This window comes from Marinomonas sp. KMM3893, assembly GCF_004352855.1.
In the GTDB taxonomy this organism is placed as follows: Bacteria; Pseudomonadota; Gammaproteobacteria; order Pseudomonadales; family Marinomonadaceae; genus Marinomonas; species Marinomonas arenicola.
The window spans coordinates 249,757-272,507 of sequence record NZ_SJSC01000001.1; the positions used below are offsets into that span (position 1 = coordinate 249,757).

Genomic DNA, 22,751 nt, shown 5'->3' on the forward strand with positions numbered 1-22,751 from the left:
AATAAAACGCTTTGACTAGCAATCTGTGTCTTCGGCGTTCACGCCTTCTTTGGCTTTCTCACAGGTATCTTCAATTGCGTTACCCATATCCGTCGCCTGATCTGAAATCGCATCACCTGCGTCATCCATAGCGTCACCGGCTTTGTCCATGGTCTGCTCAACCTGATCACCCACTTTTGAAGCCGTGTCATCTGCACTGTTTGATGTTTCGTCATTACACGCTGCCAATGAACCAGCAACGACCATAACCAATGCGCTTTTTAGTAATACACGTTTCATATTCATAAAGATAATCTCCATTCAGTTTAGATTATTTTCTTGGTGATTTGCCACGTAGGGCGTTCGCAACCAAAGAAATCAGTAGTAAAACAATAAAAATGAAAAAGATGATTTTAGCGATCCCTGCCGCTGCGCCTGCGATACCAGTAAAGCCCAGTACAGCGGCAACCAATGCAATCATTAGAAAGATAACGGTCCAAACCAACATGCTATTCTCCTTAACGTATTTTCATCGTTTTCATTGTCTTCCCTAATGGTATTGCGAAGGTCGTGCCAGTTTGTAAAGAAGATAATAAGTCATTGATTTTTAAAGCGTTTTTATTTAATTCTGATTTTCAAGCGCGCTTTTTTAAAGGCTAAACAAGAAATTCTTACAAAGTCGGCAGGTAATCGTTTCCGTCGGATAAATGTAAAGACGCAAATAATGTGACCGCAAGGCAAAGGGTTGGTAACACACAGGCAATAAAAAACCCTTCAAATGAAGGGTTTGGGGGAAACCTAAAAAGAACACAGCACTAACCTACTAAGCGACTCGAGGTTAGAGACTTACGGTTGCTGAAACTTTGTTTGTCGGCGCATGATCACAATCGCCGCGATCACCGCAATGGACACCGCCAGAATCATCAAGGTTGCCAAGGCATTCACCTCAGGGGTTACGCCTAAGCGCACCTTAGAGAAAATAACCATCGGTAATGTGCTGTTACCAGGACCCGATACGAAACTTGCGATGACCAGATCATCTAGCGACAAGGTAAAAGACAACAACCAGCCCGAAATAATCGCAGGGGCAATCAATGGCAAGGTCACCAAGAAGAACAAGGTGCCAGGTTTGGCCCCCAGATCCATTGCCGCCTCTTCTAAGGTTTCATCCATCGACGACAAGCGCGATTGCACAACCACAGCCACATAAGCGAGGCAGAAGGTCGTGTGAGCAATGATAATGGTAATTTCACCACGCCCAGCAGGCCAACCAAAGAGACTTTCCATGGCCACAAACAACAGCAACAAGGACAAACCGGTAATAACTTCAGGCATCACCAAAGGAGCGGTTACCCAACCACCTAAAATGGTTTTGCCGCGAAACGGCCCCATACGACTTAACACAAAGCCTGCCATGGTCCCTAAAACGGCCGCCAATGTGGCGCTAATAATGGCGATTTTAAAGCTTAGCAGCGCTGCGTCCATAATCTGATCATTTTGGAACAAAGAGCTGTACCACTTTAGTGACCAGCCTCCCCACACGGTCACCAGCTTAGATTCATTAAAGCTGTAGATAATTAGAGATAATATTGGCGCATACAAAAAGAGAAAGCCAAATAAAGCAGAACCTTTAAGAAACCAAGAACGTCGCTTCATCACACATCCTCCTGCTTGTTACGGCTACGCATAAACATAATGGGGCCGACCAATACAATTAACATGACGATCGCGACCGCAGATGCCATCGGCCAATCACGGTTTAAGAAGAACTCGTCCCACAGCACTCGACCTATCATCAGAGTATCTGAACCACCTAACAAAGACGGAATAACGAATTCACCGACCGCCGGAATAAACACCAACAAACAGCCTGCAACAATCCCTGGCATTGCCAAAGGTAAGGTCACAAGAAAGAAGGTTTGATAAGGTTTGGCGCCTAAATCTTCTGAGGCTTCCAACAAGGTCAAATCCATTTTTTCCAACGTGGTGTAAAGCGGTAGCACCATAAAAGGAAGGTAGGTGTAGACAATCCCGATGTACACAGCAAAGTCGGTTTGTAGCATGGTTATAGGATGGTCAATCAACCCTGTGCTCATCAAAAAGTCATTGATTACACCGTTTTTCTTGAGCAAGCCAATCCAGGCATACACCCGCAATAAGAAAGAAGTCCAAAAAGGCAGAATGACCAAAGACAACAACAAAGTACGCATTGTTGGCTGACTACGGGCAATCATGTAGGCAATGGGAAACCCTAAGATCAAGGTGAATACCGTCGACACCGCGGCAATGCGGATAGAGCTTAAATAAGCGTCTAAGTAAAAGTCATTCTGGAACAGAAACAGATAGTTACTAAATGACGCTTTGATCGAGAGGTAGGCCTCTTCTGGGTTCCAATCAAACATCGCAGAATAAGGTGGAATCGCAATCGCCGCATCGGACAATGAAATCTTAAACACCACCAAGAAGGGGATGAAGAAGAAAATCCCCAACCATAAAGAAGGAATAGTAATCACCGCTCCACGACCAATATTAATGGTTCTCAAGCGGTTCCATAATCGCGATAAACGACTCGCCTTTCCTGGCGTGACAGGCCTTGGTGTTTGCTGAGGAGAGGCTGGATTATTCATGATATTAATACCACGCTGCTGTCAGCATCCCATGATAAATAAACCGTCTCATCCCAGGTTAATCGGTCGCCCATATCGCGGGCAAAGTTTGGTTGCGTGATACGCACCTCTTTGCCACTGGCCAAACGCACCTTGAAGATAGACTGGCTTCCCATGTAGGCGATTTCAGCGATCACACCACAAGTAGAGTTTGTTTCCTCAACGGGTTTTTCACGCGATATGCGAATTTTTTCAGGGCGTATTGCCGCGTAAACCGTTTGATTTGGAGCGCAGCTAATACCATGATCCGCTCGAATCATACTATTTGTGTCTGGACAGTGAATCGTTACGCTGTCTCTTTCGTCACCCATGACGGTGCCTTCGAACAAGTTTACATTACCAATAAACTCCGCCACAAAACGGCTATTTGGGTATTCATACACTTGATGCGGCTCGTCTATCTGCGTGATGATGCCTTGATCCATCACACCGATTCGGGTGGCCAATGTCATCGCTTCTTCTTGGTCATGGGTTACCACAACAAAGGTCACACCTAACTCATCTTGGATATTAATCAATTCAAACTGAGTTTCTTCTCTGAGTTTTTTATCCAATGCGCCTAATGGCTCATCCAATAGCAACAACTTAGGACGCTTCACCAAGGAACGAGCTAGCGCAACACGTTGACGTTGGCCGCCAGACAGCATATGCGGCTTACGTTTTGCTAAATGCCCCATTTGCACCATATCAAGCATGTCGGCAACACGTTTTTTCACTTCACTCGATTTGATGCCTTCACGGCGTAAACCAAACGCCACGTTTGCTTCTACCGATAGATGCGGAAACAAGGCATAAGATTGAAACATCATATTAACCGGGCGTTCCCATGGCTGAATGTTTGCCATATCAACACCATCGATCAAAATTCGACCGCTGGTCGGTTGTTCAAAGCCCGCCAGCATTCGCAACAAAGTACTTTTACCGGAACCAGAACCACCTAAAAGACAAAACAGTTCATTTTTATAAATGTCCAATGACACCGAATTCACGGCGGTAAAATCGCCAAATTGCTTGGTTAATTGATCAATTTGAACAAAAGGCTGCGCACCTTCTTCACGCCAAGAGGGAACGGCAATGGATTTTGGCTGAGCCAAGGTTGAAGTCGTAGACATACTCTACCCTTTTCTAAATACATCACGGGGGGAAAGACTGAGCGATTCCATATAGAGAACAAAGTCACCCCAGATTAAAGCTGTAGACCCACTAAATCGAGACGACTTAGTGGGTCCAGTTTCTAGCGGCCTGTCTTAATATTTGACCAAGCTCGAGTTAAAGAACGGTCAAATTTAGGCGTGTGTGCCACTTGAATGAAGAGCTTATCTTTCACCGCTTGTATTGGATAGATGCCTTTGTTTTCAGAGATTTCTGCATCTAACATAGGCGTTGCTGCCGTGTTCGGTACCGCGTAAAACACATAGTTAGACAAGGACGCAGCGACATCACCGCGTAAAATGTAGTTGATGTATTGCATTGCCGCTTCAGGATGAGGCGCATCCGCTGGAATGGCCATTAAATCAAACCACAGCAAGGTCCCTTCTTTAGGAATTGAGAAGCTGATGTTGACCCCTTGTCCTGCTTCTGCAGCACGATCTTTGGCTTGTAAAAGGTCGCCGTTATACCCTAATGCAACACAAATATCGCCATTCGCTAAATCGGAAATGTATTGACTAGAATGGAAGTATTTGTAGTACGGACGCGCCTCTGCAAGTACTTTGGCGCTGGCTTTTAGGTCACTCATGCTTTCTGAATTTGGGTCTTCGCCAATGTAATTATTAACAATCGACATGACTTCCGCAGGCGAGTCCAACACGGCAATACCACAGTCTTGTAATTTGGCCGCCACTTCAGGTTTTAGCAGCATATCCAAAGAATCTAGTTGGAAATCTTCACCTAGACGCGCTTTCACCATGTCTACGTTATAACCTATACCGACGGTTCCCCAAGCATAAGGCACGTTGTGCTTATTGCCTTCATCGTGACGGGCTACTTTGCCGGCCAATTGCTGATCGATATTTTTGTAGTTCGACAACTTACTTTTATCGATTGCTTGATACGCACCGGCCTTCACTTGGCGCTCGAAAAAAGAGTTAGAAGGAAACACCAAGTCATAACCTGATGAGCCTGCCATCAATTTTGCTTCTAGTGCTTCGTTACTGTCGTATACATCATAATTCACCTTGATACCGGTCTCTTTCTCAAAATTCGCAACAGTATCTGGCGAGACGTAATCAGACCAATTATAAATATTCAGAACCTTATCTTCTGCCACAACGCTACCAGAGATAACGGCAGCGCAAACGGCTGATAAGCAAGCATGACTAATTTTCATTCTGTGTTCCCCTTGGATTATAAATCCCGTGATAAATGACATTCTTTTGTGTTTTCTTAATGCCCTCATTGGGGCATTTTTATTGTATTGCTTGTTATGATTTTATTGCTTCTAACGGTACTTTCTTGTGATGGTTTCTCGCTCTACTCTTTCGCTATAAATAGGCTTCGTACTCAACATCCGAAATACGCCCATAAATTCTTTCTTGCTCTTGCGCTTTGACCGCACTGAATACTTTTACGAACGCATCGCCCAAATAATCGCGCATGAAACGGCTTTCTTTGAAAACCTCGGTCGCCGCTTCCCAGCGGTTTGGCAATATTGGGAAATCGTCACTGACCGAGTAAGCATCGCCTTCGATTGGTGCTGGCGGCTCAAGCCCTCGCTCAATACCATCTAATGCACCGCCTAATACCGCAGCCAACACCAAGTAAGGGTTAGCATCAGCGCCTGCTACGCGATGTTCAATACGACGAGCAACCGTTGGGCTTTCAGGAATACGTACCGCAACAGTACGGTTCTCATAACCCCAGCTTGCAAACGTTGGCGCATGGGCCCCATTTTGAAAACGGCGATAAGAGTTAAGGTGTGGCGCCAATACCAACATACTGTCAGCCATATTAGCCAACAAGCCAGCCACTGCGTGCTTCAATAAAGGTGTCCCTTCTTCGCCACCATTATCAAAGACATTGACGCCGTCTTTGTCGAGCAAGCTAAAGTGAACATGGAAACCATTACCGCTTTTTTGAGCGTATGGTTTCGCCATAAAGGTCGCACCGTATTCATAATTGCGCGCTACGCCTTTTACCAAACGCTTAAACATATTGGCATGATCGGCGGCCAGCATGGCGTCGTCTACGTGCTTCATGTTGATTTCAAATTGGCCGGGGCCTAATTCTGAAATAATGGTGTCAGCAGGAATGCCTTGCACTTCACACGCACTTCGAACATCCGCAAAAAAGTTCGATAAGCCATCCATTTCTTCAATTGAATAGCAATCCGTGTCCGTCAATCGACGACCATTGCCTTCTGTCATTAACGGCTCTTCTGGGCGTTGTTTTGCTTCAGATTCACCATCTAATAGATAAAACTCTAATTCGGTTGCCACTACTGGGGTATAGCCAAGCGCTTTAAATCGTTCAACAATATTGGCTAAAATTTGGCGTGGATCAGGAAAGAAAGGTGTGCCGTCTGGGTTGTACATCATGGCAAGAATTTGGTCTCGCGGAGATTCAGACCAAGGAACCGGTATCGGTGTTGGATGAACGGGCAAACAAACGCCATCACTGTCACCCGTTTCAAACACTAAACCATTTTCTAAAACATCATCGCCCCAGTTATCAAAACCGATAACGGATTGAGGAAGTTTCACACCGTCTTTTAAAACCCCTTTCAAACCAGACGCCGGAATGCGTTTGCCTCGTAAGTTGCCATTTAAATCGGTAATAAAAAGATCGAATTCTTTATTGCTTGTTCCATGATCCGGCATAACCAGTACTCTCGTGATAATTTGTGTTACTTATTGTGTTATTTGCTCTAAAACGTCCAACCTCTTTTGTGATCACAAAAGAAATTTATATAATTTTCGATAATCTTTGATTTTTCTTTTGAGCCGTATTATCAATATGAGCTAATCCATATTGTGATCAAACAATGACAGCCAGTTTTTTGCAAGAAAAAGGACGCTTTAACTCTATAATTTTTAGAAAAGGGCATTTAATTGAACAATCCTTCACCTTTAGACATTACCTTAACCGACAGAAAGGACGGTGTAACTATCACCGAGTGGGTATATGAAGTATTACGCAATGCGGTTATGAGCGGTCAGATCCTGCCCGGAAGAAGCCTTACTATCCGCGAATTGGCTGCAGTACTTAATGTAAGCTCGATGCCAATACGAGAGGCATTAAAAAAGCTTGGCACGGAGCGTGCGTTAGAAGTCAGGGAGAATCGCCGTATAATGGTGCCGAAAATGACGGCTATGAAGTTCAATGAATTGTGTGATACGCGGATTGCACTTGAGTCCCACGCGGCAGTCCGTGCCCTACCTTACATGACGGATACCCTATTAGAAGAGCTGCAAACACTGGATTTAGCGATTGATCACGCTCGTGCTATGAAAAACGCTGAAGCGACCATTCAGAGCAACCAAGCTTTTCATCGCCGCCTTTACTCTGCTAACCCTCATCAGGTAAGCCTGCCATTGATCGAAAGCTTATGGTTACAACTCGGGCCCTTCTTACGCCTTGCCAACAGCCAGCTAGAAGAACACTACATTGTTGATCGCCACCAAGAAGCCCTCTTAGCGATAAAAAACAAAGATACCTTAGCGCTGCAACTGGCCATCGCAGCAGACATTAGAGAAGGGATTGCTTTCGCTGGCACTCCAGAATTATTACATCAATTTATCGAAGCATCCTCTAATTCTTAAAAGTTAAGATCAAACCGAATAAAAACTCAGCTTATTTTTTCAGCTTTTCGGCTAAAAGACAAAACACCTTGGTAATTTGAGCCGCTGATTAATTATTGGCGACCGAGGAAAGAAGATGATAAATTGCATTTTTGTGATCACAAAAATCACTGTGCAATTAAAGCCGATGACTAAGATGAGGAAAACGTCCATGGTGGCCAGCAAAGCAAATACTGAGTTAATATCTCCTGAGACGTTTAAAGAACTTGCCATTCTAGTCAACCACTTACGTGTCCCCAGCTTTCCAAACATGCTCGAAAACTTCCTAAGTGGACTTTGTCATTTTGACACCATTATTATGGTGACTTACAAAAAATCCTTTAAACCCATTATCCTTCACCCTAAAAACCGCTCAGAACACAGCCCTACACTGAATATGTACATTAATCAGGCGTACATACTCGATCCTTTATTTAACAGCATCCAACAAGGCACTACGCCCAATATTAGTCGCTTGGCGGATATGGCGCCTGATTCCTTTGAAGACACTGAGTATTACCAAACCTGCTATAAAAAATTTGACCTAGTGGACGAGATAAACCTAACGATTGCACTGGACGACAGCACCACATGCGCCATCTCTTTAGGCCGAAAAAGGCTCATGGGGTCAATCAAACGTGGCGAAATGATCAAACTCAAAGCCGTTTACCCTCTTTTAGAAGCCTTAATCAAACAGTTCTGGCTCGCACAATCTCGCGACTACCTAAAATACGTGCCTTCCCATGGTCCCATTCAATATGCGTTGAAAACCTTTGCTTGTGGGGTGTTAACCCAAAGGGAGCAGGAAGTACTGGGATTAATCCTTCGTGGCCACTCTTCCAAAGCCATTGCCGAAACGCTTGGCATTAGTGCGGGAACGGTAAAAGTACACAGAAAAAACATCCATGCGCGCCTCGATACCTCAACACAATCTGAGATATTTACGCTGTTTTTGAATCACTTAGATGAGATGGACAAGGACAGAAGTTAAGAAGGGAAAGAACAACATTGGTGGCTTACTCGCCACCAATGTCACTCATAGACAAAGCCATCAATACGAACTTATTTCGCCGCCGCTTGCTCTTGAGCTTTAAGCAGAGGCTCATAACGCTTATCCGTTAGCGTTTTCATAAAGGCAACCAAGGCATCAATCTTACGCTCCGATAAGGCATGCGCCTTTAGATCTTCTTTGTCGACGGTTCCTGGTACTTCAGGAGCACGCCAAGGCTTGCCTGTTTCTGGGTTAATTGAACGCTTCGGGTTGTTATAATGATCGTAGAATTCCACCACGGTACGCAAATTTTTGAACACGCCGTTGTGCATATAAGGCGCCGTTACCGCCACATTTCGTAACGATGGATTCTTGAATTTACCGTCGTATTTCGGATCTGTGACCGCTGGATTGTCCAACAAACCATGATCAATAAAATCGGCTTTTAAATGCCCTAACGCCAGCAACGCTGTGTTAGCAGGAACACCAATATTGCGGTATTGATGATTGGTAAAAGGCTCTTTCTCACTGTCTTCTGTTTTCAAGCGGTGGCAGCTGTTGCAGTTGACATTATTGTTAGAGAAAAAGAGTGTCCGACCTAAATCCTCCAATACCGTAAGCTGATATTCCCCTTTCAGGAATCGATCGTATTTGCTGTCGTAACTGCTAAACGCTGCGGTGCTTTCAAACGCTTGCAGCGCCTTACCAAAGGCCGCATACGCAGGGGCAACGGCCCCCTCTTTCAATGCTTGATTGGCAAACACATTGGCACCATAAAGACGGGTGAAAGTCGCATGATAAAGTGGGTTTTGCTGTAGTTTTTTAACCACCTGCTCTTCATTCGATAAGCCCATTTCTACTGGATTCAATGGTGGGCCTAATGCTTGATCTGCCAATGAATTGGCACGCCCATCCCAGAACTGTCCACCAACGTATTCTTTTAGCGCTTCATCAAAATGGAAATCAGGGGAAGTGCTTGCGTAAGCGGCCATCGGCGTATTGCGCGACCCCAGAGCATGCCCATCGTCGCCCAATGAGACAAAGCCATTGGCGCGAGTAAGACGGTGGTCCGTAAAACCTTGATCAGGCGCATGACAGGTTGCACACGACATAGTGCCGTTCACAGAGAAGGCAGGATCGAAAAACAGCACCTGCCCTAATTGTGCTTCAGTGAGACCTTCGCCCGCCACGACTTGGCTACTAATAAGCGATACGGCAACCAGAAAAACAAAATTCTTAATCATTTTAATGTCCGTCGGATACTTGAATAAATACTAAAAAATGGCTGCATTAAGAGCTTTCGTACACTGTCAAAGTGCCGTCTCTTACCGTCACCCAAACCAAAGCTACGATCATCGGGCGCTTCTATAGACACTTTAAGCGTGCCAAACAAGCCATCCCATATGGCTAGCGCACTGCCAAAGTTATGTCGCATATGGCGCCTTTGATGATGAACTTGATGTTGTGCTGGCGAAATCAATACACGCTCTAACCAGCGCCCATAGCCTAAACGAATATGGCTATGGCGTAGGTTTCCTGTAAAAGCAAACAAGCTCACGATGAACAAGTTGCCGCCCAACACCGTATACAGATTGACCCGAGCACCGAAACAGAAAATAAACACCCCAGTTACCATGCCAGCAACCACCGCATGACGCAGTGCAAAGAGGATATTTTCCAGCGGGTGCAATCGATAAAAAGTCAGTGGGTTCAACGCTTCAGCGCTATGATGAACCTGATGGATTTTCCATAACCAAGGGTTACTGTGCATCCAGCGGTGCAAGGCATAGCGACTTAAGTCTTCCAGCACAAACAGACTCAAGGTATAAAGCAACACAATGTCTCGGTAGTACCAAGGCAGGAACAGAGGGTCAGCAACCGCATTCAAGGCACTTAACGTCCATAACGCCACCGTCTGTCCCGACAGTAACACCGGCAAAATCAGCAGTGTCTTGATCAACCAATTAACCAAGAAATAGCGATAGTCTAATCTCGCATCAAGACTCCACCAATATCGTTTTAGCTGTACCCAAGACAAGGTATTACCCTGCCTTACGTACCACACCAATGCGATGATGGCGCTGACCAATAAATAGCCCCAAAAGACCCGCTCACTGCCGTTTAAAAAAGCCTCTAACGGTGAACTAATCGCCATCAGCGTCGATCAGAGTCGCGGTCACACCGATACTGCCAACCAATTGACGGTAAAAGGCTTTCTGTAAATCCAACAAGCCTTGAAACAAAGGAATCATGTCACCTGTGTTGTAATTGTGCTCCGCCGGTGCGCCTTGATACGCCACCCAAGAAGCCGTGAGCGCCTCTTGAACCGCAGCCATGCCTTCCTCGCCGTGTTTTGCATACACTATGGTGGCGACATTCGGCTGCTGATCGTCAGCAAGAAGCTGCTTATTGGTTTCTAAAATTGCGCCAATAAAGCCCCATGACGCTTTGCTGTAAGGGTATTGTTGATGCTCAGGCTTTGGTTGACCCAGTGTGGCCTTCGTCAAACCACTGATTTGCGCAATGCGCCAATCACGGGTTTTATAAATGTTCTCAATTTCTGCGTTGATCAACAAAGACAAGGCTTTATCGTGATCATCAAGGAAGTCGGCACGGTGCTCTTGGTAACCATCACGCACCTGAGTCAAGCGCTTACAAACGTTCGAACTAATGACCTCGGCCATTTCTTTGCGACGCTCTGTCCAAGGGCCGCTGAACATAACATCGTCCAATGCGCCCAAGGTTTTATAAGAGTTTTTATACAAGGCTTTGGAGGCGGCAAGATCCCCCTTCATGATGCGACCTAGGCTTTCATGAATGTCTTCTTTGCCCATGTGGAAATAATCCACCATCAAGGGATAGTCCATCGCGTCCATGTCATACGCACCTAGAATATAGCTCGCCTGTACACGCCCCCAACCTTCTGTCAGTTGCGCAAAAGCCTGATGCCGCTGCTCACTCGATGGGTTGTCTAGTGCCTGTTTTAGATCTCCACAATAGGTCACTGCATTGTTCGCGTTCGCCTGAATAACAGTGTCATAAATAACCGCATAAGGGTCTTGTTCTGCCGCTTGGCTCAGCGCAGGAGCGCCCAGCAGTAGCATGAGTGACAGACCAGTAAAAGCTTTCATAGTTGCTCCAGAAAATGTAGCAAGGCCGCACGCTGAGCGCGGCCCAGTTCAATAAATGTCGATTTGGCGGCTTGTGCCTCACCACCATGCCAGAGAATCGCTTCTTCTGGCGTTGCTGCCCGAGCATCGTGCAAAAAACGCTCTCCTGCACGAACACGACCACCTATCCCCCACAAAGGGGCGGTACGATACTCGCGCTCACTGGCCAAAAACTCCGGCCGTCCATCTTTTAGCGATGCGCCCATGTCATGAAGCAACAGGTCGCTGTAGGGGTGAAAGACTTGGCCTTTCTCGGTCGTTAATGTTGACCGATGGCAACCGCCACACCCCGCCTCATGAAAGAGCTTTTGCCCTTTTTGAGCTTCCTCATCCAGAGCAACAGGTTGTGGCACTTTATGGCCACGAATGTAGGCAGCTATGGCTTGTAATCGGAACTCAGGAAGATCCAAAAGGCCATGGGGTGATTGCCGTCCACGGGGCGCTGCTAAGCAATCCAACTGCGCAGGTTGACACAACTCTTCAGGGTAAGCTGGGTTGGTTAAACCAAGGTCATGGGCTGCCGCATTGGCGGATTGGTTGACAATACTAGCTTCCGACGCCTTCCAATTAAAGCGTCCCAATACTTTTTGTTGCTGTTCTGGTGGATTTAACCAATTCGGGCGCCCACTAATGCCATCGCCATTGCGATCTGATGGGTCCGCCCAGGCTAAAATCTCACTCTCTGGCACTTGCTCCAGTAAGCCCAAGCCAACCAACGCGGGAGGCTGGCGTAAGGAAATTACCGTATCATCCGCTAACGGGCCATAAGCCAATTGATCTAAATAAGGGTCAAATTTAGACAAGAGAATGGTTTGCCCATCTGGGTAGGTAAAAGGCAGCGATTCAATGCGCAACCGAGTGCGCGCTTCGGGTAGCACTTTGCCATTACCGTTAATGGCGACCTGCACCCCATACACTGGGTCCGGCACGCTGTCGTGCGCCGGTGCATCGATATTGTTTAACTGCCAACGTAACCCATGCTTACTTGGCTGGGTCAATTTAAACACCAGCGAGCGCAACGGCTGCCCATCTTTACTGAGGGTCGGCGCACCACCGCTGTCCACATGACAACTGGTACAGGTATTGGCATTGAAATGAGGGCCTAAACCATCACGTGCCGTTGTGGCACTGGGGGCCTCCACCCAAGGAATAGAAAAAAAGGAGCGACCGAGAATAAACTGATCGTATTCAGCGTCTGTCATGTTTCGCGGTTGCGAAAAAGGCTTGCTGCTTTTTGAATTAGTAAACAACTCGCTATCAGCAGTACCAGACATTTCAATCGCGGCGCTGTGAACCAAACTAGGCCATATTAGAAACACAAAAGCGCCTCGAAAAATCCTTTTCGCGACGCGTCGACCGTTACTTTTCATAGTTCTCTATTTTGACTAGTTCGCACCCATTAAAAAAGAAAGACACGTTACCTTATTTCACACTATAAGGTAACGTGCTCCTATCCGCTTATTGCCTATTGCTTGACTTAGATCTGAGTTTCTTCAGCGTCTGTTACATCATTCGTAGTCAATGAAATACCGTAAGCGTTCGCAACATTCACCATTTGGTCACCCAAACGACGTAGTTCATTTTTCAAGGTAACAATGTTCTGTACGCTGGCTTCGTTTTCTGGGTGAATCTGGTAATCAAAATGCATCGTTGTTGTCGCCAATTTGTTGATCTTAGCGATGCGCATTTCAATGTCAGCCATCAATGCTTTGATCTTCGCTTGCTCTTCAGTTGGCAAGTTGTCAAAGAAAGCAGGTCCGACTTTTTTGCCTTTGTACTCGCCCATCAAGACGTTTTTGATGCCTTGGTAGTTCAAGTCAATGTCACGGTGAGTATTGTCAGAGAAACAAGAATGCTCATCTTCTTCACTTGGCGTTAATACGGCTACCGCAATACGCTCATTGGCCAATTCAGATTTAGAGAACACGCCCATTGCAGAGAAAATCTGTTTCAAAGACGTCGCTGTTGCGATGTTTTTGTCTTTTTCAGCGCCCGTCAATTGATCCAATAAAGCGGCACGGTACAGGCCGTTATTGCCGATCACCTTGGTATTCCACGCGCTAGACACTTTGGCTAGGTCGTAAACCAACTTGTCCGTTGCCGCTCTTAGGTAATCCAAGCGACGTTGCTTCAATTTGTCTGTTGTAAAATCAGACAATGGACGCTGGCCTGCGGTCATTGGGCCGTGCGTGATCTTGTCTTCGATCATGTTATTGTAGTCTTGATCTTGGCCCCACAACAAAAACTCAATGGCGTGATAACCACTTGCTACGTTGGCGTCACCGCCATTTTCGTTTAATTCAGTGAGCACTTCAGGGGTGATCTTGGCCACATTTACTGGCTCTGCGTCTTCACCACCTGGAGTAAATACCCCTTTCGTATCAATGATATTGCCACTGGTACGCTGGTAGTTTGCGTCTTCCGTGTAGTCGATTAGGTTTTCATCCAACGGCCAAGCGTTGATCTGACCTTCTAATCCACCGTAAGCTTCTGCTACCCAGCCATCTTCTGCATCGATAGGGCCGTTAGATAGACGGAAAATTTCTGTTGTTCCGTAGCTTTCACGAGAGGCTAACCAAGCATTTTTTGCGGCTTGTAAGGTTTCTGCTGTTGGGTTTTTCGCAAAGGTATCAATCGCGACTTTAAGGGCTTTCGCACCTTCTAATGCGTCTTGATAGTTCGCTGTCGCAATCGTTGCATAAGTGTTCAAGGTGGCACGTTGCACACTCTGAGAGACGGCAGACATCGCTGGCAAAGAAAAGCTAAGTGTAGCGCCTACGATGAGGGTATTTAGAATCGTTCTCACTATTATTTACTCCTAATGTGTTTTTTTTTAAATAGCGGATCTACCCTAATGCTAGGGCAAACCCTGATCATCCATTGTATTAATGCGTTTCTGTTGCCGTTTCTAATCTCTGTGTGCGCTGTGGTCGCCCACGCAATTGCCATCTAAGTACCAAGAGTACCAACACCCAATAAATGGCAACCATAACCAAATCCCAACCAATAGGCTGTGAGCGATAAGCAAAAAGCGACGCCAACAAACCACCAAATACAGAACTGTCACTCAGCACACCAGACACATCCCATACTGTGCTGTACAGCCAAGCAGGTAAATCTGTTGCCGCCAGTGGACCACCTAATAATTTGCCCGCGGCGGTTAAAAAGAGGGCTGAGCCCAAGAAAAGCAACATGGTTTCCGTGACTCGGAAAAACCATTTCCAAGAAATGTATTTGCCGCCAATTTGCAGCAAGAAGAACAGAATCATTGCCAGCGCCAAACCAATGGCCGCCGCCACAAAGAAGTTCACATAGGAGCCAAACGAGTCCAGCTGCAACAAGGAGCCATAAAGAAACATAACGGTTTCAGAACCTTCACGCCCAACCGCGATCATCGCTAGGAAGAACACTCCCCACCAGTTGGAGGATTTGGCGCTTTCTTCTAGCCCACTTTCAAGGTCTTTTTTCATCGTGCGGCCATGGGCACGCATCCACATCACCATCTGCACAATCAATGCACTGGCAAACGTCAGCATGCCGATTTCAAACCAATCGCGACCAGCTCCACCTAAAATATCGGTCACTCCGATCAAAGTAAGCGTCAGCAAACCCGCCAGAGCAAAGCCGCCTAATATCCCAGCCAACAACCAAATTTTTCCTTGTCGCGCGTCTGGGCGGCCATTCATCCAGGCGTATAAAATCCCTATCACTAAGAGCGCTTCCACACTCTCACGACAAACAACAAAAATAATCTGTCCCATTGTTTAATCCTGAGCCTTAACAGTAATTTTTCCGCGAGCAGTCGGTGCAAAATCGTCGTAATAATCATACGAGCCAACATCCAATGGCGTAATAACCAGGCTGGTATTCGCGCCCATAAACAATACTTTTTCTTGGCGCAGCTGGTTACTTTCAAACTCTGCTGGCTTGCTGCCAATGTTTTTTACCACTAGGCGGAATCTCGTTTTAGCAGGAACAATCAACTCCGCAGGAATCAACTCACCGTCTTTAATTTCAATCAGGTAAGTGGGTAATTTAGTATAACGAGGGTCATGTATTTGCTGACTGAAGCCATTAGCATCCTTTTGAGTGCTGCTTTGAGAGCCACCCTCTGCTGCCCACACTTTCATTGTCGTCAGGGCAAAAAACAGGGAAAGAAAGAAAATACCGATCAACTTCATTGAAAACATCCAGCCATAATAGATTAAGCAATTGGAGCAGAGACGACGGACTCGCCCCTTCCTTACGTTTAGCCAACGCATTTACGAATCCAATGCGTTAGTTTGATACCGTTCGTGCATGCTTCTCATTGCGTTATTTGAAAAAGCACAAGCGCACACGTTAATGTCGGTTTAAAACATCTTAACAAGAACGCTTCTCATATTCATTATTTTTTGTGCATTTGGTCGTATTCTAATGAAAAAATTTTCGATCGATAACCTATCACAACGCAATCACAACGCTTTTGTCACTGACTCAAGGCAACATCCAGTAGACAAGAAGCAAAGATCAAAACGACTGGCACACCTACTGGCCACGAGGGGTATCACAGAAATGGCAGAAAAGAGAAACAAGGAAGCAGCAGAGAAAAGAAAGTATTGAGATGCGAGCCAGCGAGTCTGCGCTTGATCATGATCAGACAAGATCAAGCGCAGCCAGTGTGCGTGCGTCTATGACGCAAAAATGGCAAGCCTATAAAAAGCAGCAGCAAAGGCGCTGTCGCTCATGATGTTATAGACGAATCCACACGTTTTTCACTTCGGTGTATTTTTCCATCGCATGAAGCGATTTATCACGACCATTACCAGACGCTTTAACACCACCAAATGGCACGGTTGAATCACCATCTCCCCAAGTATTTACCCATACCATTCCGCTTTCTAATTGGCGGCTAACACGATGCGCACGTGACAAATTGCTTGTCCAAATAGCAGCGCCTAAGCCATATTTAGAATCGTTCGCCAAGGCAACACCTTCTTCTTCTGTCTCAAAGGTGGCAACCGCAAGCACAGGACCGAAAATTTCTTCTCGTACAAATTCCATGCAGTTTTTCGCGTCAGCAAAGATCGTTGGTTTTGCGTAAAAGCCTTTCCCTTGTTGATACTCAGGTACGCCACCATGCACCAATGTCGCGCCGTCCGCTTGCGCACTATTGATAAAGCGCGTAACGGTATCAAGCTGAGTCTTGTCTACCATTGGCCCCATATTGGTTGCCGGATTCAATGGATCTCCCGCCACATAGCCTTTCGCCGCTTCTATCAAGGCCGCCATAAATTTGTCTTTAATGCCGCTTTGCACGTACAAACGAGAGCAAGCAATGCAAACTTCGCCTTGATTGGTAAAAATAGACGACGCCGCGCCTTTTGCCGCCGCAGTAATGTCTTCGCAGTCGTCAAACACCAAACAAGGGGATTTGCCACCAGCTTCAATCCAGACACGCTTCAAGTTCGATTGACCTGAATATTCCATCAACATGCCAGCGACGCGGCTTGAACCAGTGAAGGCGATGACCTGTACGTCATTATGCAAAGCAAGCGCTTTACCGGCAGTATGACCAAAGCCTGGCAGAACGTTAAAGACACCATCTGGCACACCCGCTTGTGTTGCTAGTTCAGCCAAACGCAACACACTTAATGGTGATTTTTCAGACGGTTTTAAAATCACGCTATTGCCCGCAGCAAGTGCTGGCGCCACTTTCCAAGAGGCCATCATCAAAGGGTAATTCCACGGTGTAATCGCCGCAATCACGCCAATAGGCTCATGGCTGATCAACGCAAGATTTGGCCCACCTGTTGGTGCGATTTCACCGTACAGTTTGTCTATGCCTTCTGCCGTCCAGCGGAAGCAATCAATGGAATCTGGAATATCAATGCCGACCATTTCAGAAATGGATTTGCCCATGTCTAAAGTGTCTAGCAGCGCAAATTCGTCTTTATGCTCTTCAATCAATTGCGCCCATTTAAGCATGATGTTTTTTCGCTCACGGGGAGCCATGGTTGACCACACGCCACTTTTAAAGGCTTTTTTTGCCGCCGCAACCGCCACATCCACATCCGCGCTATCACAACTGGCCACCTTGGTGAGCAGGGCTTCCGTGGTTGGGTTAATGCAGTCAAAGGTCTCGCCGCTCACGGCAGGAACAAATTCACCATTAATATACGCCTGACTTGGAAAAGAAAGGGAGGCGGCCTGCGCTTTCCATTGTTCGTAACTATTCATGATAATTTCCTTGAGTAAATCGTCGAATATTAGGAGACTTTCTTATTCTGCAAAACGACGTATAAAAGATACTGCCAAGCTACAAAATCCACGCTGAGAAAACCATATCCCCAAGGTGGTACAAAGAATATGTTCACCCGCTACTATACTGTGCCCTGACTAGGAGGATACATCACACAGATAAAACACAGCCCAGTTCGCGCGGGGGTGGTTACTCCTATTGAGAGGGTGGCACACATTGCTGGATCTTTTCAATCAACCACTGGATGCTTTCTTGGCTATCGTAAAGTTGGTGTGAAAAAATGCTCAGCGACAGTTCAGGCACACCTTTCGGCAACAACACCGTTCGCACCGGCAACATGGCCGTTAACTCTTTGGCAATATTCGCCGGCACACACATCAAGCTGTCCGACTTGGCGGCGACCATGCCACCAATCGCATAACTCTGCACTATCATCGAAATTTGTCTCGATTGATGCTGCTCTATCAACCATTGATCGATGGGGTCCGCGCCTGAGTTAACCAGTGGCAAATGAATGTGCGGTGTCGCTAAAAAAGCATGCAGACTAAGCTGATCTGGCAAGCTGTGCCCTTCTCGCACAATGCCTACGTATTGATCCGTTAACCAATGCTGACGATGGTAATACCTTGGCACAGACTGCAAGTTATCGACCCCTAGAAAAAGATCTAAGCGCCCTTCTTCAACTCGATCCATGCGCAAATTCTCCGGCAAGATATCAATGGCGATGCGGATATTAGGCGCCTCCTCTTGCAACCGACTCGCCAGCTTAGGCAAGGCATAAAACTCAAAATAATCGACCGCGCCAATGTAAAAGGTTTTGGCTTCAGTGCGCGGATTAAAAGGCTTCACTTTATTAAACGCCAAATCCAATGCACTCAGCCCTTTGCGCACATCTGGGATCAACGCCAGGGCTGTTGGCGTTGGCTCCATGCCTAATTTGGTTTTAACAAACAAGGGGTCATCGAAACGGGTCCGTAGCTTTGCCAATACATGACTTGCCGCAGACTGACTCAAATGCAAGGTCTTGGCTGCGCGTGACAAACTTCGTTCACGCTCCAGCACCACGAGCAAACGTAGCTGGCTGATGTCTATGTCCATAGGTTATCGAAATCTCTCATATAACAAACGAAATATTACATTTCCATAATAACCTAATTCCGCGTACAAATAAGATATTGTTATACTAGCGCCACAGAGGCATGCCCTGCTGGGCATATTGATGACACACAATCCACTAACATCATCGACGAAAGAGACAGATGCTATGAGAAAAGTAACGGTTGCAGCGACCCAAATGGCGTGTTCTTGGAACATTGAAGAAAACCTAGACACGGCTGAGCGCTTAGTAAGGCAAGCAGCAGAACAAGGTGCGCAAATTATTCTGCTGCAAGAGTTGTTCGAAACCCCTTACTTTTGCATCGAGATCAGCGAGTCTTATCACGCCCTAGCCACTACGCTAGAGAGCAACGTCGCCTTTAAGCGTCTTTCTGCGCTGGCCAAAGAACTCGAAGTCGTGCTGCCATTTAGCTGGTTCGAAAAAGCCGGTAACGTGCGTTACAACACAGTGGCCATGATCGATGCCGACGGCAGCTTAATGGGCACCTACCGCAAGACACACATTCCAGACAGCGATGGCTATCTAGAAAAATACTACTTTAGCCCTGGCGATACCGGCTTTAAAGTGTGGGAAACCCGCTACGCCAAAATTGGCGTAGGCATCTGCTGGGATCAATGGTTCCCAGAGACGGCTCGCAGTATGGCATTGCAAGGCGCAGAACTTTTGTTCTTCCCAACCGCCATCGGCAGTGAGCCAAGCCAGCCAGAATTAGACAGCCAACCACATTGGCAACGTGTTATGCAGGGGCATGCGGCCGCTAACCAAACTCCCGTCATCGCGTCTAACCGCATTGGCACCGAGAACGCAAAATACCGCGACTTGTCTTTGACCTTCTATGGCTCGTCTTTTATTACCGACGACACAGGGGCAAAAGTTGCCGAAGCGGATCGCACAACCGAAGGAGTATTGGTGCATGAATTCGATTTAGCGCATTTGGAATTCCAACGCCAAGCATGGGGCTTGTATCGCGATCGTCGCCCAACCCATTACCAAACCCTTCAAACACTGGATGGAAAAACGCCGGCAAACTCGTAACTCCGGTGAATTTGATAATTCCATTAGCGAGTAAAAAATAGGACTGATTATGAGCAATAAGCTGGACTCAACACCAAAACAAGATGGCTTTCGTATGCCGGGTGAACACGAACCCCAAGAACAGGTTTGGCTTGCTTGGCCAATACGAGGGGATAATTGGCGAGAGTCTGGTAAACCCGCTCAACAGGCCTTTACCGCAGTGGCTTTGGCCATTGCTCAATCTGCCCAAGTGACTGTCGTGGTGCCTAATAGCCATTACGACATTGCCCGCCAATCTCTCGAAGAGCACATTCGTGTGCTTGAAATCCCTTATAACGATTGCTGGATGCGCGACATCGGCGGTTCTTATGTGGTGAACGACAAGGGCGAACGCCGAGCCGTAAGCTGGCAGTTTAATGCGTGGGGAGGCGAGCTGGATGGCCTGTATTCGCCATGGGATTTAGACGATGCCATGGCGCCTCAAATGGCCAACATTACGGGTGACGACTATTACCAAGCGCCGCTTTTCTTAGAAGGCGGTTCCATTCATTGCGATGGCGAAGGCACCCTATACACCACAGAAGAATGCTTACTGCACCCTAGCCGTAACCCAAACTTAAGCAAGCAAGAAATCGAGACACTGTTAGACAATTACTTGAGCATCAAAAAAGTAGTTTGGTTAAAAGACGGTTTGTTTAACGATGAAACCAACGGCCACATAGACAACATTCTGCACGTGATTCGCCCAGGCGTTGTTGCGCTCACTTGGTGTGACGATAAAAACGACCCTCAATATGCCATCAGCCGTGCCGCCTATGACGTACTAAGCCAAACGACGGACGCCCAAGGCCGTGCCATTGAGGTCATTAAGCTGCCAATGCCTGGCCCGCTTTATATGAGCGAAACAGAAAGCCAAGGCATTCAACAAACAGAGACCATGGAACGACACGCAGGAGAGCGATTGGCCGCGTCTTATGCGAACTTTCTGATTAGTAATCAGAGCGTTATCTTTCCCTTATTGGACACAAAAACCGATCCGCAGGCACAACAGATCCTAGCCAGCGCTTTCCCTAACCATACACTCATTGGGGTACCGGCCAGAGAGATTCTCCTAGGCGGCGGTAACATTCACTGCATCACTCAGCAGGTTCCTAAGCGCCTTTAGGCACCCTTATGTAGGCGAAGCATGTCGATAAGAAATGCTTTAAAGAGCCTCCATTCAAACCATTTCTCAGCGCTCTTTACGGCATTGAGAAATGGTTTTTTTGGTTTAATTGCCCCGTCCTTTTCAGCCCCATAATTATTATTAAAAAAAAGCGTTTTATAGAGCAATATAATGATTTGTCCCTCCTCTTCTCTGTGCTAATCTCGCAAAAGTCGTTATGTCATCGTTCGGACATCACGCGTGTTTTGTTAGGCCCTTGTTAGACCAGAGCGACCAAAGAAAGGTCTTTGCTATCGCTCGATTAAACTGATTAGGGTGTTTTGCTCCTTATTTAAATAATAGCGTTTTACGCCTAGGGTAATATCAATGGATTCCACGTTCACTTTATTGGATTTAGGCTGGCAGCCTTATTTTCAACAACAGTTGTCATTGGATGACTTAGAATCTAACCGCATTGCACGTATTTGTTCCCATCAAAACAACACATACGAGTTAATTGACGAATCAGGTTTGTTTAACCTACCAGAGCAATCTGATAGGCCTGATATGACGGTGGGTGATTGGGTCATTACCGATGCTGAACATGTCTTTTTACGTCGTTTAGACCGCACCTCTGTGTTCGAAAACACCGCAGCAAATGTCGATACTGTGTTTATCGTTTGCGCGTTGGATCACGATTTCAATCTGGGGCTGATCAAGCGCTACCTTGAGTTGGTGCATGAAGCCCAAGCCGATGCTGTGGTCATACTCACAAAAGCTGACGCCTGTGAAGATCCTCAGGAAAAACGCGCTCAAGTAGAACGACTAGACCCTATTTTGATCGTTGAAACCGTCAATGCATTAGATTCAGACAGCACAGCATGCCTGTCTCCTTGGCTTAAAAAAGGCAAAACCATTGCTTTGCTAGGCACAAAAGGGGCGGGGAAATCTTCTCTGATCAACACTTTGATGCAGAACGGCGACACTCAATCCGCGAAAATCGGCACATCCAATACCTTACAACCCATGCCCAAAGGGGCGATTCTGCTGGATACCCAAGGCCTGCGCGATTTACAAGTTGCCCAATACAATGGCAGTAAAATCGAAAGCTTTGCGGACATTCTATCTCTTGCAGAAGCTTGCCGATTTAGTGATTGCCAACATCAAGGTGAGCCTGGTTGTGCGATCGCCAAGGCCGTCACCCAAGGCCGTTTAGAAGAAGCCCGAGTGGCCAGTTTTCTATTGTTGCGCTCTGCAGAGACTGACGATGGCATCAAAGCCAAATCCAAACCTCAGGGGAAATTTTACCGTAGCGCACAATCGGATGTTCGAGCTCGCAAACACAGCGCCGCCGAATAACACCGCCTCTACAGCACATCAAACCCTCTCAAGAGCCATGCTGACCACAGGTTAGCATGGTTCTTTTTACATCAGGTTTAGCTCACAGTGTCCTGTTTTTATTATCCATTTTCCGTTTAAAGCCCTGCACACCCACAATGAACGCTCACTTTCTCTAACTTTGCGGCTTTTCCTGCATTTTGTTGTATCCCCCTATGCGACTTAGGTCTAAATTACGCAGCGTAAAGAAAAGTATAGAATCCGCTAACCATAAAACCGTTAGATATCTCTCATATAAAAAATGGCTCGGCAT

Annotated in this window: 21 protein-coding genes; 5 read left to right on the top strand and 16 right to left on the bottom strand. The window is 46.6% G+C overall.

Annotation, left to right across the window (positions count from 1 at the left end; translation table 11 throughout):
- Window positions 1-15 precede the first annotated feature (15 nt).
- The 7 genes from E0D71_RS01155 to E0D71_RS01185 form a co-directional block, all read right to left on the bottom strand.
- Window positions 16-285, bottom strand: a complete 270-nt coding sequence (locus tag E0D71_RS01155; RefSeq protein ID WP_133001471.1) for a hypothetical protein — start codon at window positions 283-285, stop codon at window positions 16-18.
- A gap of 25 nt (window positions 286-310) precedes the next feature.
- Entirely contained in the window at window positions 311-487 is a 177-nt protein-coding gene (locus E0D71_RS01160; RefSeq protein WP_133001472.1) for a DUF1328 family protein, read from the bottom strand.
- Window positions 488-825: 338 nt separating this feature from the next.
- Window positions 826-1,635, bottom strand: coding sequence for an ABC transporter permease subunit (locus E0D71_RS01165; RefSeq protein WP_133002087.1), 810 nt, complete (start codon window positions 1,633-1,635; stop codon window positions 826-828).
- Window positions 1,635-2,606, bottom strand: a complete 972-nt coding sequence (locus E0D71_RS01170) for an ABC transporter permease subunit (RefSeq protein WP_133001473.1) — start codon at window positions 2,604-2,606, stop codon at window positions 1,635-1,637. The genes E0D71_RS01165 and E0D71_RS01170 overlap by 1 nt, the downstream gene beginning before the upstream one ends.
- Entirely contained in the window at window positions 2,603-3,757 is a 1,155-nt protein-coding gene (gene potA / locus E0D71_RS01175; protein WP_133001474.1) for a polyamine ABC transporter ATP-binding protein, read from the bottom strand. Before potA ends, E0D71_RS01170 begins: the two co-directional genes overlap by 4 nt.
- Before the next feature lie 122 nt (window positions 3,758-3,879).
- A complete protein-coding gene (locus E0D71_RS01180; protein ID WP_133001475.1) occupies window positions 3,880-4,974 on the bottom strand; it encodes an extracellular solute-binding protein in 1,095 nt (364 codons plus the stop codon).
- A 154-nt stretch (window positions 4,975-5,128) separates the two neighbouring features.
- The gene (locus E0D71_RS01185; RefSeq protein ID WP_133001476.1) at window positions 5,129-6,463 is read right to left on the bottom strand and encodes a glutamine synthetase family protein; all 1,335 of its coding nucleotides are present in this window, start codon (window positions 6,461-6,463) and stop codon (window positions 5,129-5,131) included.
- Between the two features lie 231 nt (window positions 6,464-6,694).
- Here E0D71_RS01185 and E0D71_RS01190 point away from each other — a divergent pair, with 231 nt between their 5' ends.
- A complete protein-coding gene (locus tag E0D71_RS01190; RefSeq protein WP_133001477.1) occupies window positions 6,695-7,405 on the top strand; it encodes a GntR family transcriptional regulator in 711 nt (236 codons plus the stop codon).
- A 115-nt stretch (window positions 7,406-7,520) separates the two neighbouring features.
- Window positions 7,521-8,414, top strand: a complete 894-nt coding sequence (locus E0D71_RS01195; RefSeq protein ID WP_343772165.1) for a helix-turn-helix transcriptional regulator — start codon at window positions 7,521-7,523, stop codon at window positions 8,412-8,414.
- Window positions 8,415-8,485: 71 nt separating this feature from the next.
- On the opposite strand, the gene E0D71_RS01200 is transcribed toward E0D71_RS01195, so the two are convergent.
- The 9 genes from E0D71_RS01200 to E0D71_RS01240 form a co-directional block, all read right to left on the bottom strand.
- A complete protein-coding gene (locus E0D71_RS01200) occupies window positions 8,486-9,658 on the bottom strand; it encodes a cytochrome c peroxidase (protein WP_133001478.1) in 1,173 nt (390 codons plus the stop codon).
- On the bottom strand, window positions 9,655-10,569 hold the full coding sequence (locus E0D71_RS01205) for a sterol desaturase family protein (protein ID WP_133001479.1): 915 nt from the start codon (window positions 10,567-10,569) through the stop codon (window positions 9,655-9,657). The genes E0D71_RS01200 and E0D71_RS01205 overlap by 4 nt, the downstream gene beginning before the upstream one ends.
- Entirely contained in the window at window positions 10,559-11,545 is a 987-nt protein-coding gene (locus E0D71_RS01210; protein WP_133001480.1) for an imelysin family protein, read from the bottom strand. The genes E0D71_RS01205 and E0D71_RS01210 overlap by 11 nt, the downstream gene beginning before the upstream one ends.
- The gene (locus E0D71_RS01215) at window positions 11,542-12,903 is read right to left on the bottom strand and encodes a di-heme oxidoredictase family protein (RefSeq protein WP_165942937.1); all 1,362 of its coding nucleotides are present in this window, start codon (window positions 12,901-12,903) and stop codon (window positions 11,542-11,544) included. The genes E0D71_RS01210 and E0D71_RS01215 overlap by 4 nt, the downstream gene beginning before the upstream one ends.
- Before the next feature lie 158 nt (window positions 12,904-13,061).
- Complete coding sequence (locus tag E0D71_RS01220) at window positions 13,062-14,390, bottom strand: imelysin family protein (protein WP_207923304.1); 1,329 nt, start codon at window positions 14,388-14,390, stop codon at window positions 13,062-13,064.
- Window positions 14,391-14,469: 79 nt separating this feature from the next.
- Window positions 14,470-15,345, bottom strand: coding sequence for an FTR1 family protein (locus tag E0D71_RS01225; protein WP_133001482.1), 876 nt, complete (start codon window positions 15,343-15,345; stop codon window positions 14,470-14,472).
- Window positions 15,346-15,348: 3 nt separating this feature from the next.
- The gene (locus E0D71_RS01230; protein ID WP_133001483.1) at window positions 15,349-15,846 is read right to left on the bottom strand and encodes a cupredoxin domain-containing protein; all 498 of its coding nucleotides are present in this window, start codon (window positions 15,844-15,846) and stop codon (window positions 15,349-15,351) included.
- Window positions 15,847-16,315: 469 nt separating this feature from the next.
- On the bottom strand, window positions 16,316-17,803 hold the full coding sequence (locus tag E0D71_RS01235) for an aldehyde dehydrogenase (RefSeq protein WP_133001484.1): 1,488 nt from the start codon (window positions 17,801-17,803) through the stop codon (window positions 16,316-16,318).
- 217 nt (window positions 17,804-18,020) lie between these two features.
- On the bottom strand, window positions 18,021-18,923 hold the full coding sequence (locus E0D71_RS01240; protein WP_133001485.1) for a LysR family transcriptional regulator: 903 nt from the start codon (window positions 18,921-18,923) through the stop codon (window positions 18,021-18,023).
- 166 nt (window positions 18,924-19,089) lie between these two features.
- Here E0D71_RS01240 and aguB point away from each other — a divergent pair, with 166 nt between their 5' ends.
- From aguB to rsgA, 3 genes are all read left to right on the top strand, one after another.
- On the top strand, window positions 19,090-19,977 hold the full coding sequence (aguB, locus tag E0D71_RS01245) for an N-carbamoylputrescine amidase (RefSeq protein ID WP_133001486.1): 888 nt from the start codon (window positions 19,090-19,092) through the stop codon (window positions 19,975-19,977).
- Between the two features lie 49 nt (window positions 19,978-20,026).
- Window positions 20,027-21,121 carry an agmatine deiminase gene (aguA, locus tag E0D71_RS01250; protein ID WP_133001487.1) on the top strand — a complete coding sequence of 365 codons (1,095 nt, stop codon included), beginning with the start codon at window positions 20,027-20,029 and terminating at the stop codon, window positions 21,119-21,121.
- Between the two features lie 366 nt (window positions 21,122-21,487).
- Entirely contained in the window at window positions 21,488-22,459 is a 972-nt protein-coding gene (rsgA, locus tag E0D71_RS01255) for a ribosome small subunit-dependent GTPase A (protein ID WP_133001488.1), read from the top strand.
- Window positions 22,460-22,751: the final 292 nt, after the last annotated feature.

Excerpts from the sequence above, each read along its gene's own strand:
- E0D71_RS01155 (WP_133001471.1), bottom strand. The coding sequence starts at position 285 with ATGAATATGAAACGTGTATTACTAAAAAGCGCATTGGTTATGGTCGTT.
- E0D71_RS01160 (WP_133001472.1), bottom strand. The coding sequence starts at position 487 with ATGTTGGTTTGGACCGTTATCTTTCTAATGATTGCATTGGTTGCCGCT.
- E0D71_RS01165 (WP_133002087.1), bottom strand. The coding sequence starts at position 1,635 with ATGAAGCGACGTTCTTGGTTTCTTAAAGGTTCTGCTTTATTTGGCTTT.
- E0D71_RS01170 (WP_133001473.1), bottom strand. The coding sequence starts at position 2,606 with ATGAATAATCCAGCCTCTCCTCAGCAAACACCAAGGCCTGTCACGCCA.
- potA (WP_133001474.1), bottom strand. The coding sequence starts at position 3,757 with ATGTCTACGACTTCAACCTTGGCTCAGCCAAAATCCATTGCCGTTCCC.
- E0D71_RS01180 (WP_133001475.1), bottom strand. The coding sequence starts at position 4,974 with ATGAAAATTAGTCATGCTTGCTTATCAGCCGTTTGCGCTGCCGTTATC.
- E0D71_RS01185 (WP_133001476.1), bottom strand. The coding sequence starts at position 6,463 with ATGCCGGATCATGGAACAAGCAATAAAGAATTCGATCTTTTTATTACC.
- E0D71_RS01195 (WP_343772165.1), top strand. The coding sequence starts at position 7,521 with ATGATAAATTGCATTTTTGTGATCACAAAAATCACTGTGCAATTAAAG.
- E0D71_RS01200 (WP_133001478.1), bottom strand. The coding sequence starts at position 9,658 with ATGATTAAGAATTTTGTTTTTCTGGTTGCCGTATCGCTTATTAGTAGC.
- E0D71_RS01205 (WP_133001479.1), bottom strand. The coding sequence starts at position 10,569 with ATGGCGATTAGTTCACCGTTAGAGGCTTTTTTAAACGGCAGTGAGCGG.
- E0D71_RS01210 (WP_133001480.1), bottom strand. The coding sequence starts at position 11,545 with ATGAAAGCTTTTACTGGTCTGTCACTCATGCTACTGCTGGGCGCTCCT.
- E0D71_RS01225 (WP_133001482.1), bottom strand. The coding sequence starts at position 15,345 with ATGGGACAGATTATTTTTGTTGTTTGTCGTGAGAGTGTGGAAGCGCTC.
- E0D71_RS01230 (WP_133001483.1), bottom strand. The coding sequence starts at position 15,846 with ATGCGTTGGCTAAACGTAAGGAAGGGGCGAGTCCGTCGTCTCTGCTCC.
- E0D71_RS01235 (WP_133001484.1), bottom strand. The coding sequence starts at position 17,803 with ATGAATAGTTACGAACAATGGAAAGCGCAGGCCGCCTCCCTTTCTTTT.
- E0D71_RS01240 (WP_133001485.1), bottom strand. The coding sequence starts at position 18,923 with ATGGACATAGACATCAGCCAGCTACGTTTGCTCGTGGTGCTGGAGCGT.
- aguB (WP_133001486.1), top strand. The coding sequence starts at position 19,090 with ATGAGAAAAGTAACGGTTGCAGCGACCCAAATGGCGTGTTCTTGGAAC.
- aguA (WP_133001487.1), top strand. The coding sequence starts at position 20,027 with ATGAGCAATAAGCTGGACTCAACACCAAAACAAGATGGCTTTCGTATG.
- rsgA (WP_133001488.1), top strand. The coding sequence starts at position 21,488 with ATGGATTCCACGTTCACTTTATTGGATTTAGGCTGGCAGCCTTATTTT.